The organism is Micromonospora sp. WMMD967, assembly GCF_029626165.1.
Taxonomy (GTDB): Bacteria; Actinomycetota; Actinomycetes; order Mycobacteriales; family Micromonosporaceae; genus Micromonospora; species Micromonospora taraxaci.
In genome coordinates this window covers 2,436,754-2,450,325 of record NZ_JARUBK010000001.1, presented here as the reverse complement: position 1 = coordinate 2,450,325, position 13,572 = coordinate 2,436,754, and the positions used below count along the sequence as shown (strand labels likewise).

The following is a 13,572-nucleotide window of genomic DNA, read 5'->3' as shown; positions in this document are numbered from 1 at the left end:
CGGTTCAGCGAGACGCTGAGGGGAACTCCTCGAAATACGCCTCGACCCGCTCGGCCGTCGCCGGTCGGGCCAGTGCGAACCCCTGCCCGAAACGGCAGCCACCCCGGCGGGCCCCCTCCACCTGGGTCGGCGACTCCAACTCCTCCGCGACGATCTCCACGCCCAGCCGCTCGCCGACGTTGACCACCACGTCGATCAACGGCGGCTGCCCGTCCGACCGCGCGCCCACCAACTCCGGGCCCACCTTCAACAGGTCGATCGGCAACCGGCGAAGCTGCGCCAACGAGGCGTGTTCGGCCCGGAAGTCGTCCAACGCGGTGCGTACGCCCAGGGACCGCAGCCCGGCGAGCCGGGCCACCACGGTCGACAGGTCGGCGGCGACCCGCGGCTCGCTCACCTCCACCACGAGCCGCTCCGGCGGCACCCCGTACGCGGCCAGCACGGCCGCCGCCCGCTGCACGAAGTCGGGGGTGGTCAGCTCCCGGGTCGTCACGTTCACCGCCATCCACAGCTCCCGGACGCCCACCGACCAGTTGGACAACTGCCGGCAGGCCCGGTCCAGAACCCACCATTCCAGCTCGCCGACCAGGTCCAGGTCCTCCGCGACCGGCAGCAGCTCGGCCGGGAGCACCGTGCCGAGCACCGGGCTCCGCCACCGCAGCAGAGCCTCCGCCCCCACCGGCTGCCCGTCGGCCAGGTCGAGCACCGGCTGGTAGACGAGGTCCAACTCGCCCCGCGCCACCGCACCGGGCAGCTCGCGTTCCAGGTCGAGCCGGCGGACCAGCTGCTCCTCCAGGAACGCGTCGTACCACTCGACCCGGTCCCGGCCCAACTGCACCGCCCGGCGGCGGGCCAGCTCGGCCTGACGGAGCACGTCCGCCGGCCCGGCCCCGCGCACCTCGGCCAGCCCGATGCTCGTCTGCACGCGCAGCATGCCGGCGGGCAGCGAATAGGGCGGGCTGAGCGCGCTCAGCAGGCGGTTGCCCAGCGCGTACGCCAGCACCGGACCGGCGGCCGTGACCACCGCGAAGCCGGTGCCCGTGCACCCGGTGACCAGGTCCTCGGGGGCGATGACCGCGCGGGCGCGATGCACCGCCTCGGCCAGCACGTCCTCCCGGGCCGTCGGGCCGATCGAGTCGGTGCCGTGCAGGTCCACCAGCAGCAGCGCCCCGGTCGGCACCGGCACGTCACCGATCGCGGCCAGAGCGTCCAGCAGGGCCGCCCGGTCACCCGGGCCACCGCCTCCGGCCGGGACGGGCCGCCGATCGAGCGTCGACCAGGGCGCACCGGGCTGCCAGGCCGCGCCGACACCGCTCGCGGTGGACGGGTCGTCGGCCCGCGCGGGCGGCGGCTCCGACCTGCCCAGCCAGCGCGATTGCTCCGCGCGGTGCCGGACCCCACGACCCGCACGGCGGCGGTGCGCGGCCCGCCGTTCGGTGGTGGCCGCCTCGCCCGCCCGCAGCAACTCGCGCACCATCAGGGGCGGCACCGCCGCCAGGGCCAGCACCACGCTCGTCCGGTCCAGAGCGCGGCCGGCCGCCAGGTTCAGGCCGGCCGCCAGCAGCAGCATCGCCGCCGGGAGCACCGCCCGCGGCCAGGCCGCGGCCACCGGCCGCGCCGGCTCCCCCGCACCGGCGTCCACAGCGACCTCCGCACCGACCGCGACGAGCAGCATCCCGAACACCAACGGGGGTACGGCCAGCAGGGCCGCCCGGCCCGCCGACGCGGACGGCAGCGCGGCCAGCAGCACCAACCCGCCCAGAGTGAGCAGGGCACCACCCCGACAGACCGCCGCGCCCGAGTGTCGCCGTGGCCCCGAGAACGCGTCCAGCGCGGCCATGCCCAGCCCGCCGACCGCCAACGCGGTGACCAGCCGAGCCGGCTCGGACACGCCGTCGTGCGGCAGCAGCAGCCACCCGGTGAGGGTCAGGGCGACTGCCGGGGCGCCCGACTCGACCAGCCGGCGCAGCCGGACCCCGGGCGACGGACACGTCCGGCCGGGCAGGCGACGGAGACCGCACACCGAGAGGGCCGCCACGACCAGCGACCCGACCAGCACGGCGAAGCTCAGCCCGAGGGCAGTCAGGGGCAGCACGACGGCGGTGAGACCGGCGGTCACCACCGCCGCGTCGAGCAGCACGTTCGCCGCACGCGGCGATGGTCCGGCGGAGTGTCGGCCGGCCAGCCGGGAGAGTCGTACGCCGGCGACCGTGGCACCGGCACCGACAGCCAGCGCGATCACCACCGGGCCCGGAACCAGGCCGAAGGCACCGACGAGGAGGAGCAGCGTCACCGCCGTGGACGTGGCGGCCTCCGGCGCCGCCCGACGGGGGACGAGAACGCGGAACGGGTACGCGAGAAGCACAGCGGTCGCCTTCGTGAGGGGGCACGGGGGCGGTACGACGGTGCGGGGCATCGGACGTTGCGGGTCCGGTGCTCAACAAGTGGCAACGATCGGCGGCCCGATCGGTTACGTGCCGGTCACCTGGAGGAGACAATGACCTGTGTCACTGTACGGCGTACCGCACCCTGCTGGTACCGCCCGGCGCGAGCCGGACCGGCCGGGGGTGGGATCATCGGAGGGTGAGTAAGCCCGACACGGTCCGCTTCCGGCACAACCAAGCCATCCTGGTCGCCGCGATCATCGCCTTCATCGGTGCCCTGCCGCTGGCCAGCGCCCGGTCCTACCTTCTGCCGGTGCTGCTCCTGCCGCTCGCCGTCGCGGTCTGGGCCTGGCGGGCCGGCACCGACGCCGACGCCGACGGACTGCGCGTACGGGCGTTGGCCGGGCAGCGCCGGATCGCCTGGGACCAGGTCGTCGAGCTGGTGACCGACGAGCGCGGGCGGGCGGTCGCCCGGCTCGACGACGGCCAGCAGGTCATCCTGCCGGCGGTACGCGGCGTGGACCTGCCCCGGCTGGTGTCCGCCACCGGCCAGGCGCTGCCGCACACCACCGCCGAGACGCCCGGTCAGTAACCGTCGACCACCGTGTTGATCAGCTGCTGCCCGGCGGCGAAACGACGCACCTGGTCACCGACCAGTCGGTAGGCGCGCGGCAGCAGACCTCGCACCGACCCGGCCACGTGCGGGGTGAGCAACACGTTGGGCATCGCCCAGAGCGGCGAGTCGGCGGGTAGCGGCTCCGGGTCGGTGACGTCCAACGCGGCGGCGATCCGACCGGTGGACAGCTCGGCGACGAGCGCCTCGGTGTGGGCCACCGGCCCCCGGGCGGCGTTGACCAGCAGGGCCCCGTCCGGCATCGCGGCGAGGAAGTCCTTGTCGATGAGGCCACGGGTCTGGTCCGTGAGCGGCACGATCACCACCACCACGTCGGCGTCGGGCAGCAGCCGGGGCAGCTCCTCCACGCCGTACACCCCCTGCTCCGGGCGGGCGGTCCGCGCGACGAGCGTGAAACTCACTTCGAACGGTGCGAGCCGGTCCCGCACCGCGGTGCCGATCGACCCGGCCCCGACGATGAGCACCCGCTTGCCGGTCAGCTCGTCGGTGGGGGTGTTCCCGTCGTACGCCCAGCGTCGCTCGGCCTGCGCCCGGACGAACGCCGGGAACGCCCGCAACTGGGCGAGGATCGCCGTGACGACCCACTCGGCGGTGGACGGGTCGTGCACTCCCCTGGCGTCACAGAGCGTGACACCCGGCGGCGTCCGGCCGGCCCAGGCGTCCGCTCCGGCGGAGAGCAGCTGCACCACCGCCACATCGGGCAGCTCCCGCAGCAACGCCGTCCCGTCCGAGCCGCCCAGGAAGGGTGGCACCCAGACGCGGACGTCGGCGGGGTCGGACGGCATCCGGTCGGCGTGCTCGAACACCTCCACCGTCACGTCCGGGGGCAGCTCGCCCATGAGGTTCAGGCCGGCCTGGTGCGGGATCCATACCTTCACGTCCGCCGACGATAGTCCCCGACGCGGCGGCCCGTGTGGGCGCGGCGGGGATCGGGTAACCGTGGGCTGGCGCGGGCCGTCGGAGCGAGCGAGACTCGGCACAGCGATGTCGGATCCGGGCCGGGAAGAGGTATAACGAAGGATCGGAGGGCCGTCGTCCTCCGCCCCGGCAGACAGGTGCTCGATGACCGACGGCTCCCCCGCCAACGCCCGGCGTTCGAGCGTGCCACCTCCGGCGCTCGGCGACGCGGCGCGACTGCGTGCGCTCCACGACACCGGGCTGGACGCCGTCCCGGACGAGGCGTTCGACAGGTTCGCCCGGCTGGTCAGCGACCTGCTGGACGTACCGGTGGCGCTGGTTTCCCTGGTCTCCGCCGACCGGCAGTTCTTCCCGGGTGCGGTCGGGTTGCCGGAGCCCTGGTCGCAGCGCCGGCAGACCCCGCTGAGCCACTCGTTCTGCCAGCACGTCGTGGACATCGAGGTGCCGATGGTGCTGCCGGACGCCCGGCTCTACCCGCGGGTTCGGGACAATCTGGCCATCGACGACCTCGGTGTGGTCGCGTACGCCGGGATGCCGCTCACCGACCTCTCCGGCCGGGTGCTCGGCTCGCTGTGCGCCATCGACAACAAGCCCCGCGCGTGGACGAGCGCCCAACTGCGGACGTTGGCCGACCTGGCCGCCGCGTGCTCGTCGGAGCTGCGGCTGCGGATCGCCCTCGACGGCGCGCGGGAGGCACAGCGGCGGGTCGTGCAGGCGCACGAACGGTTGGAGCTGGTGGCGGGGGTGAGCGAGACGCTCGCCGACACACTCGACGTGGGCACCGCGTTGCGCCGGCTCGCCGCCAGCATGGTGCCGCCGCTGGCCGACTGGTGCCTGCTCACCCTGGTCGGGCCGACGGGCCAGCCCCGCGAGGTGGTCTCGGTGCACCACGACCCGGCCCGCAGCGCCGACGTCGAACGCTTCGGTGAGCTGCTGCGCACCGGGCTGAGCCCGGCGTCGATCGTCCGGTCGGTCCTCCGGACCGGCCAGCCCCAACTCGGCAGCGCGGCGTCCCTGGCCGACGTGGCGAGGGGCACCACCGACCCGGAGATGGTGTCGATCGCCGCTCGTCTCGGCATCGCCTCCTACCTGAGCGTGCCGGTACGGGGCGTCGGCGGCACCGTGCTCGGAGCGATCACCCTCGTCAACAGCGCGGAGCGTCAGCAGTTCGACGACCGGGACCTGCTCACCGCGGTCGAGATCGGCCGCCGTGCCGGCCAGGCCGTCGGCAACAGCTCGATGTACGGCGAGCAGCGGCACGTCGCCGAGGTCCTGCAACACAGCATGCTGCCCCAACTGCCGAACGTGCCGCAGTTGGAGCTGGCGGCCCGCTACCAGCCGGCCGCCGACCAGGTGGAGGTGGGCGGGGACTGGTACGACGCCTTCGTCCAGCCCGACGGCGATGTGATCGCCACCATCGGTGACGTGGCGGGGCACGACATCGAGGCGGCGGCGGCGATGGGCCAGCTGCGCAACCTGGTGCGGGGCAACGCCTTCGGCCGACCCGACGGCGTGGGCACGCTGATGAGTGACCTGGACGCCGCGATCCGCGGCCTGCGGCTGCCGATCGCGGCCACCGCGACACTGGTCCGGATCTGCCCGCAGGTCGCCGGCGTCCACGAGGTGACCTGGTCCAACGCCGGGCACCCACCGGCCGTGGTGGTCCGCTCCGGCGGGGCGGTGGAGGTCCTTGAGGCGGCGCCGGAGCCGCTGCTCGGTCTGGCCCGGTCGTCGCGGCGGACCAGCAGGCCGACCAGCCTGGCCGCCGGCGACACCCTGTTGCTCTACACCGACGGGCTCATCGAACGTCGGGACCGGTCCATCGACGAAGGGCTGGCCGAGTTGGTGGGCCGGCTGACCGGCAGCGACACGCTGCCCCTCGACGAGGTGTGCGACCTGCTGCTCACCTCGGTCCACGGCCGTGATGACGACACCGCGCTGTTGGCCGTACGGGCACGGTGAGTGGTCCACCGGCGACCTTCGACCCGGTCACCGGCACCCGTCGGATCGTGACGGGCCCGACCGGGCGGTCCGGCGGGCTACCCTGGGCCGGGTGAGAGCCCGTCCCCCGTACCCTCGCGTCCGTCGCCTCCGGGTGGCCCTCGCGGCGTCCTGCGCCGCGCTGCTGCTCACCTCGGGTTGCAGCTTCGGCGAGCCGGAGCCCGACCCGGCCGGCGAGCCACCCAACCTGCCGACGCCGTCCGCGTCGGCGAGCCCCGGCGGCGCCGCCCGGCAGGCGGTGACGACAGTCCTGGCCAAGGGTCTGCGGGTGCCGTGGGGCATCGCCTTCCTGCCCGACGGTGGCGCGCTGGTCACCGAACGGGACAACGGTCGGATCCTCCAGGTCGGCCCGGAGTCCGGGCCGGACGGGCTGCGGGTCCGGCCGGCACAGACGATTCCCGACGTGGCGGCGGCCGGCGAGGGCGGTCTTCTGGGCATCGCCGTCTCCCCGAACTACGCCCAGGACCGGTCGGTCTTCGTCTACTACACCTCCGCGCGGGACAACCGGGTCGCCCGGCTGGAACTCGGCGGTCAGCCCACCCCGATCCTGACCGGCATTCCCAAGGCCAACGTGCACAACGGCGGCGGGTTGGGCTTCGGCCCCGACGGGCAGCTCTACGTCAGCACGGGCGACGCGGGCGAACGACCCCTCTCGCAGGACGTGAAGAGCCTCGGCGGCAAGATCCTCCGGATCACTCCGGACGGCAAACCCTCCGCCGGCAACCCGTACCCCGGATCCCCGGTCTGGTCCCTGGGCCACCGCAACGTCCAGGGCTTCACCTGGGACGCGGCCAAGCGGATGTACGCCGTCGAGTTCGGCCAGAACACGTGGGACGAGATCAACCAGATCACCAAGGGCGGCAACTACGGTTGGCCGGAGGTCGAGGGGCGGGCCGGCGACAAGCGTTTCACCGATCCGATCACGCAGTGGGCGACCTCGGACGCGTCCTGCTCGGGTCTGGCCGCCGCCGACCAGATGCTGGTCGCCGGTTGCCTGCGGGGCAAGCGCCTCTGGGTGATGGAGTTGACCGACACGGGTACGCTGCTCGGCCAGCCCACCGATCTGCTCACCAACCGGTACGGCCGACTGCGCGCGGTCGCCGCCGCACCGGACGGGTCGCTCTGGGTGGGCACCTCCAACCACGACGGGCGGGGTGACCCGGCCGGCGACGACGACCGACTCCTGCGGGTGGTCTTCGCCGGCGGTGACGGCGGACGCAGCTGACGTTCGTCACCATCCGTTGAGGTTTGCCAAGATCTTCCGACGGGCAGGTCAGACTTTCAGCATGGACGGGCAACGCGACGAGCAGCACGACGACGCCGACGACCGGGACACCCCGGCTGCCGGCGGCGATCTGCCGCGCCCGAACGGCCGGTGGGCAGCGCTGGCCGGGCCGCTGCGGCGCATCGGGCTGATCGGCGCCGTCCTCGCCATCGCCCTGGTCGGGGCGTCCCTCGGGGTGCTGGCCGGCGGTCGGGTGGACACCGACATCGGCCCGTTCCGCGCCAACCTCAGCATCTCCCCCGCCCGGGACGGCGGCACCACCGTCGACATCCCGCCGCTCGGGGCGCTGCTGCTCGACAGCCATGACGGGCCGACCCACCTCACCGTGCGGCTCGGCGCACTCGACCAGGGCCGCACCGAAGCGCTGCTCGACGACCCCGCCAGCATCAGCCGGGCGAGCCAGAGCGCCGTGGAGGACGTCCGCTCCGGCATCATGCGGCTCGGCCTGCGGACTCTCGGCGCGTCGGTGCTCGTCACCCTGATCCTGGCCGGGTTGATCTTCCGGAACTCCCGCCGGACGGCCTGGGCGGGTGGGCTGGCGCTGCTGTTCACCGCCGGCAGCCTCGGCACGGCGGCGGCCACCCTGCGCCCCCAGGCGATCGAGGAACCGCGCTACGAGGGGCTGCTGGTCAACGCTCCCGCCATCGTCGGTGACGCCCGTCGGATCGCCAACGACTACACCAAGTACGCCGAGCAGTTGCAACGCCTCGTCGGCAACGTCAGCCAGCTCTACACCACGGTCTCGGCGCTACCGGTGTACGAGCCGGCCCCGGGCACCACCCGGGTCCTGCACGTCTCCGACATGCACCTCAACCCGACCGGTTGGCAGCTGATCCGCACCGTCGTGGAGCAGTTCGGCATCGACGTGGTGATCGACACCGGGGACATCACCGACTGGGGCAGCGAACCGGAGGCGTCCTTCGTCGGCTCGATCAGCCTGCTGAAGAAGCCGTACGTGTTCATCCGGGGCAACCACGACTCCGACAAGACCGCCGCCGCGGTGGCCCGGCAGTCGAACGCCATCGTGTTGGACAACTCCACGACGACAGTCGCCGGCCTGACCATCGCCGGCATCGGCGACCCGCGCTTCACCCCGGACAAGAACACCTCCCCGGCGGGTAGCGGGCTGACCCCGCAGGTGGCCGACCAGGTGGTCGGCGCCGGCATCGACCTCGCCGCGACCGTCCGCGCCGCACCGCGACCGGTCAACATCGCGCTCGTGCACGACCCGGCATCGGCCGGCCCGCTCTCCGGCACCTGCCCGCTGGTGCTGGCCGGGCACACCCACGCCCGGCAGGTGTCCAAGCTGCCGCAGGCACCGGGGCAGCAGCCCACCACGCTGATGGTGGAGGGCTCGACCGGCGGTGCCGGGCTGCGCGGCCTGGAGGGCGAGAAGCCCACCCCGCTGTCGATGAGCGTGCTCTACTTCGACCAGCAGAAGATGCTCCAGGCGTACGACACCATCACCGTCGGCGGCACCGGGCAGGCCCAGGTCAACCTGGAACGACGCCTGGTGGAGAACCCGACCGCCGGTGCCCCCGCCACGACCACGCCCACTCCGACCGGCGGAGTGCCGGCCACACCAACGCCCACGCCGACCGGCTGAGCCGAGTCGAGGCGACGCCGAAGGGGTGACTGCCGCCCCTCGAATGCGACGGACAGTACAAAGACCGGAACCCCTTCACCACTCCCTTGCCCCCTTTGCTCTGCCGCCCAATCTGCACCAGTCACTGTCGGTGCACGTGGCCACGTTCACGCCGACATTGAGTCGGTCTGTTCGCGCTGGTCAACCTGGTGGCGCATCGGTGGCTGCAGAGCAAAGGAGGAATTGGGGCGGTGTTGTTGACGGCCCCCCATCACACTGAGTTGCGAACACGCTCTTCCGGGGCAGCCTCACTCAGAGTGACAGGGCTCCTCGCCGGGGTCAGCGCAGGGCGATGGCGGCCAGTGCCGCGTTGACGATGCTGCCGGGCAGCAGGTCGTGCAACTCGTACAGCTCCGCGACGGTGCCGGACTGGCCGAACTCGTCCACCCCGAGCGGCACCGCCGGCGCGCCGACCGCCGACCCGAGCCAGGCCATCGCGTGCGACGCCGCGTCGTGCACTGTCACCACCGGCACCCGGTCGGCGAACGCGGACCGCAGCGCGCCCGGCACACTCGGCACCGTGGCCGTCCGCACACCCTGTCGCAGGGTGCGCTGCCAGGCCCGGTAGAGCCGGTCCAGCGACGTCACGTCCACCACGTGCGCGGCGACGCCCTCGTCGGCCAGTTCCGCCGCGGCGGCCAGCACCTCGGGCAGCACCGCGCCGGAGGCGGCCAGTTGCACCACCGGGGCGTCGACCAGGTGCGGGTACGCCTGGTGCGCGTCGACCAGCCGGTACGCCCCGGCGACCACCTGCCGACGCAGGACCGCGTCGCCGAGCCGGGCCCGGGCCGCCTCGAACGGCGCCTGGTCCAGCGGGCGGGTGCTCAACCGGAAGTAGTACGCCCCGTCCTCGGTCGGCGCGGCCGTCGCCGCCGGACTCGCACCACCGGCGATCTGCCCGAGCGCGTCGCAGAGCAACCAGTCGAGGCTGCCCGCGTACGCCGGTTCGAGGAAGGTCACCCCGGGCAGCTCCAGGCCGACCGACGCGGTGATGGTGGACTGGTGGGCACCACCCTCGGGGGCCAGGGTGATGCCGGACGGGGTGCCGGCCACCACGAACCGGGAGCCGGAGTACGTGCCGTACAGGAACGCGTCGAGGCCCCGCAGCACGAACGGGTCGTAGACCGTCCCCACCGGCAGCAGCGGCTGCCCGGACAGGTCCCAGGAGAGGCCGAGCTGGCCCAGCAACAGGAACAGGTTCATCTCCGAGATGCCCAGTTCGATGTGCTGCCCGGTGGGGCTCTCGGTCCAGCGCAGCATCCGGTCCTCGGTCCAGGAACGCTGCTCGGTGGGGGCGAACACCCCGGTCTTGTTGATGAACCCGGCGAGGTTGGTGGAGGTCGCCACGTCCGGCGCGGTGGTGACCAGGTAGCGGCCCACCTCCCGGTCCCGGGCCAGGTCCACCAGCACCCGACCGAAGACCTCCTGCGTGGAGATCGGCTTGTTGGCGCGTACTCCCGTGCTCTCCGGGACGGTGACCCCCAACGCCCGCTCGCGGGGCGCGCGGGACAGCGCCTCCCGGCGGGCGCCGGCCCGGATGCCGGCCTGTGACGCCGGGTCGAGGCGGTCCCACTCGGTCTCGGCGGTGAGGCCCTGCGCGGCCCGCAGCGTCGCGACCTGCTCGGTGCTGAGCAGCGCCGAATGGTTGCGCGGGTTGCCGGCGATGGGCAGACCCCAACCCTTGACGGTGTACGCGAAGACGACGCTGGGCCGGTCGGTGACCGCGTCGCACTGGGCGTACGCGTCGAGCATCGCCTGGAGGTCGTGCCCGCCCAGGTCGGTGACGAGCGGGCCGAGGTCCTCGTCGGTGATGTCGGCGATCAGCTCGGCGATCCCGGCCGGAGCCCCGTCCAGGAACTGCTTGCGCAGGGCCGGGCCGGCCAACCCGAACAGCGACTGGTACTGCTCGTTGGGCATCGCGTCGATCCAGTCGCGCAGCGCCTCGCCACCCGGCCGGGCGTACGCCTCGGCGAGCTTACGGCCGTACTTGACCTCCACGACGTGCCATCCGGCCGCCTCGAACTGGCCGCGCCACTGGTTGATCCGGATGCCCGGCACCACCCGGTCTAGCGACTGGCGGTTGAAGTCGACGAGCCACATGACGTTGCCCAGCCCGGTGGTGGCCGGGTCGGCGACCGCCTCCCAGATGTTGCCCTCGTCCAGCTCGGCGTCGCCGATCAGCGCCACGAACCGGGAGTGCGGGCGGGCCCCGAAGTGCGCGTCGACGTACCGCCGGGTGGCGGCGGCGAAGAGCGGCGCCGCCGCGCCCAGGCCCACCGAGCCGGTGGAGAAGTCGACATCGTCCGGGTCCTTGGTGCGCGACGGGTACGACTGGAGGCCGCCCCGGGCCCGCAGCCGCGGCAGGTAGGACCGGTCCAGGTTGCCGAGCAGGTACTGGATGGCGTGGAACACCGGGGAGGCGTGCGGCTTCACGGCGACCCGGTCCTCGGCGTCCAGGTGCGCGAACCAGAGCGCCGTCATCGCCGTGACCAGGGAGGCGCTGGACGCCTGGTGGCCGCCGACCTTCACACCGTCACCGGTGGCCCGGTCGTGGTTGGCGGCGTCCACGATCCGGGTGGCGAGCCAGAGCACCCGCCGCTGGATCTCGTCGAGGACATCGAGGTCGTGCTGGGTCACGGTGGCTCCATCCAGGCGTCGCCGTTGACGCCCTCGCGAGGGGTGCGGGGTGGCCGCGTGGTCGGCAGGGGATGACGGAGTTGGCCGCCGCCGGATCGCGGCGGCGGCCAACTCCGGGTGGGTCTCAGCCCTGGACGCCGAGGCGCTCCAGGATCAGCGTGCGGACGGCGGCGGCGTCGGCCTGACCCCGGGTGGTCTTCATGACCGCGCCGACCAGCGCGCCGGCCGCCGCGACCTTGCCGCTGCGGATCTTGTCGGCGATGCCCGGGTTCGCGGCGATCGCCTCGTCCACGGCGGCGGTCAGCGCGCCGGTGTCCGACACGACCTCCAGGCCCCGGCTGGTCATGATCTCGGTGGGCGAGCCCTCACCGTCGACCACACCCTCCAGCACCGTACGGGCCATCTTGTCGTTCAGCTTGCCGGCGTCGACCAGCCCCTGGAGCTCGGCCACCTGGGCGGGGGTGGCACCGATCTGGGCCAGCTCCACACCGCTCTCGTTGGCCCGGCGGGACAGCTCACCCAGCCACCACTTGCGGGCCGCCGCAGGGGTGGTGCCGGCGGCCACGGTGGCCTCGATCAGCTCGACCGCGCCGGCGTTCAGCACCGACTGCATGTCCAGGTCGGAGAGGCCCCACTGCTCCTGGAGCCGACGCCGGTGCACCCGGGGCAGCTCCGGCAGGGCGGCCTTCAGCTCGGCGACCCAGGCCGGGTCCGGGGCGATCGGCACCAGGTCCGGCTCCGGGAAGTACCGGTAGTCGGTGGCCGTCTCCTTCGAGCGACCCGGGGTGGTGTCACCGGTGTCCTCGTGGAAGTGGCGCGTCTCCTGCGTGATCCGGCCACCCGCGTCGAGCACCGACGCCTGGCGCAGCATCTCCGAGCGGACCGCCCGCTCCACCGACCGCAACGAGTTGACGTTCTTCGTCTCGGTACGGGTGCCCCACTCCGCGCCCGGCAGGTTGAGCGAGGTGTTCACGTCACACCGCAGCGAACCCTCCTCCATCCGCACGTCCGAGACGCCGAGGGTGCGGATCACGTCGCGCAGCTCGGCGACGTACGCACGGGCCACCTCGGGGGCGAGCGCACCGGTGCCGGTGATCGGCTTGGTCACGATCTCGACCAGCGGGATGCCGGCCCGGTTGTAGTCGACCAGCGACTCCGTCGCGCCGTGGATGCGGCCGGTGGCACCGCCGACGTGCAGCGTCTTGCCGGTGTCCTCCTCTAGGTGCACCCGCTCGATCTCGATCCGCACCGTCTCGCCGCCCACCTCGACGTCCAGGTAACCGTCGACGCAGATCGGCTCGTCGTACTGGCTGATCTGGAAGTTCTTCGGCATGTCCGGGTAGAAGTAGTTCTTCCGGGCGAACCGGCACCACTCGGCGATCGAGCAGTTCAACGCCAGACCGATCCGGATGATCGCCTCGATCGCCGCCTTGTTGGCCACCGGCAACGAACCGGGCAGGCCCAGGCACACCGGGCAGACCCGGGTGTTCGGTTCGCCACCGAAGTCGGTCGGGCAACCGCACCACATCTTGGTGTTCGTGCCCAGCTCGACGTGGGTCTCCAGGCCGATCACCGGTTCGAAGCGCGCGACGACCTCGTCGTACGCGGGCAGTGTCGTGGTCATGAGACGCTCCAGGCGCGATCCGGACAGAACCTGTCCAGCCTAATGGGGTTGCCGCTCCCAGCTTCGCGCGGGTTTCGACAACACACAGCTGTCGTCGCCGGGTGTGTCCGCGACAACACCCGGGTACCTGTCGACCATGACGAATACGGGGAATGATCGATCCGCCAACCGGGCCCGGCCGGGCCGACGGTACAACACCAGGCAGGTGCTCCTGGCGGTGCTGGCCGCGTGGGTGGTGGCGGCCGTGCTCACAGTGGTCGGCTGGTCCGTCGCCGGCGGCGAACGACAACCGGACGACCTGTGGCTGCTGGTGGTCCTGCTTGCCATCCCGGGCCTGATCGGCCTGAGCGTCGCGTGGGGGATCGGGGCGGCGGCCTCGCGCCGCAACCGGGAGGAGGCGTGACACCGAGGCGGCAGCCGGGCGGCCGCCGACCACAGCGGAGT

At 73.0% G+C, this 13,572-nt stretch carries 9 protein-coding genes; 5 read left to right on the top strand and 4 right to left on the bottom strand.

Translation table 11 applies throughout. The features are described 5' to 3' along the window. Positions 1-4 precede the first annotated feature (4 nt). Positions 5-2,365, bottom strand: coding sequence for a GGDEF domain-containing phosphodiesterase (locus O7631_RS11525; protein ID WP_278144240.1), 2,361 nt, complete (start codon positions 2,363-2,365; stop codon positions 5-7). A 218-nt stretch (positions 2,366-2,583) separates the two neighbouring features. Between O7631_RS11525 and O7631_RS11520 the strand changes: the two genes are divergently transcribed. Further along, on the top strand, positions 2,584-2,976 hold the full coding sequence (locus tag O7631_RS11520; protein ID WP_278144239.1) for a PH domain-containing protein: 393 nt from the start codon (positions 2,584-2,586) through the stop codon (positions 2,974-2,976). Here the strand turns inward: O7631_RS11520 and O7631_RS11515 are convergent. Then, the gene (locus O7631_RS11515; RefSeq protein ID WP_278144238.1) at positions 2,970-3,896 is read right to left on the bottom strand and encodes a 2-hydroxyacid dehydrogenase; all 927 of its coding nucleotides are present in this window, start codon (positions 3,894-3,896) and stop codon (positions 2,970-2,972) included. The genes O7631_RS11520 and O7631_RS11515 overlap by 7 nt on opposite strands. 184 nt (positions 3,897-4,080) lie before the next feature. On the opposite strand from O7631_RS11515, the gene O7631_RS11510 reads away from it, so the two are divergent. The 3 genes from O7631_RS11510 (at position 4,081) to O7631_RS11500 (ending at position 8,828) form a co-directional block, all read left to right on the top strand. Then, positions 4,081-5,898: a SpoIIE family protein phosphatase gene (locus tag O7631_RS11510; protein WP_278144237.1), complete on the top strand. Its 1,818-nt coding sequence runs from the start codon at positions 4,081-4,083 to the stop codon at positions 5,896-5,898. Positions 5,899-5,989: 91 nt separating this feature from the next. Further along, positions 5,990-7,162, top strand: a complete 1,173-nt coding sequence (locus O7631_RS11505; RefSeq protein WP_278144236.1) for a PQQ-dependent sugar dehydrogenase — start codon at positions 5,990-5,992, stop codon at positions 7,160-7,162. A 61-nt stretch (positions 7,163-7,223) separates the two neighbouring features. Beyond that, positions 7,224-8,828: a metallophosphoesterase gene (locus O7631_RS11500; protein ID WP_278144235.1), complete on the top strand. Its 1,605-nt coding sequence runs from the start codon at positions 7,224-7,226 to the stop codon at positions 8,826-8,828. A gap of 318 nt (positions 8,829-9,146) precedes the next feature. Here O7631_RS11500 and O7631_RS11495 read toward each other — a convergent pair whose 3' ends face one another. Continuing rightward, positions 9,147-11,504 carry a pyruvate dehydrogenase gene (locus tag O7631_RS11495; RefSeq protein WP_278144234.1) on the bottom strand — a complete coding sequence of 786 codons (2,358 nt, stop codon included), beginning with the start codon at positions 11,502-11,504 and terminating at the stop codon, positions 9,147-9,149. 124 nt (positions 11,505-11,628) lie between these two features. Beyond that, a complete protein-coding gene (gene gatB, locus O7631_RS11490) occupies positions 11,629-13,128 on the bottom strand; it encodes an Asp-tRNA(Asn)/Glu-tRNA(Gln) amidotransferase subunit GatB (protein WP_269680727.1) in 1,500 nt (499 codons plus the stop codon). Positions 13,129-13,264: 136 nt separating this feature from the next. On the opposite strand from gatB, the gene O7631_RS11485 reads away from it, so the two are divergent. Continuing rightward, the gene (locus O7631_RS11485) at positions 13,265-13,531 is read left to right on the top strand and encodes a hypothetical protein (protein WP_278144233.1); all 267 of its coding nucleotides are present in this window, start codon (positions 13,265-13,267) and stop codon (positions 13,529-13,531) included. Positions 13,532-13,572 lie beyond the last annotated feature (41 nt).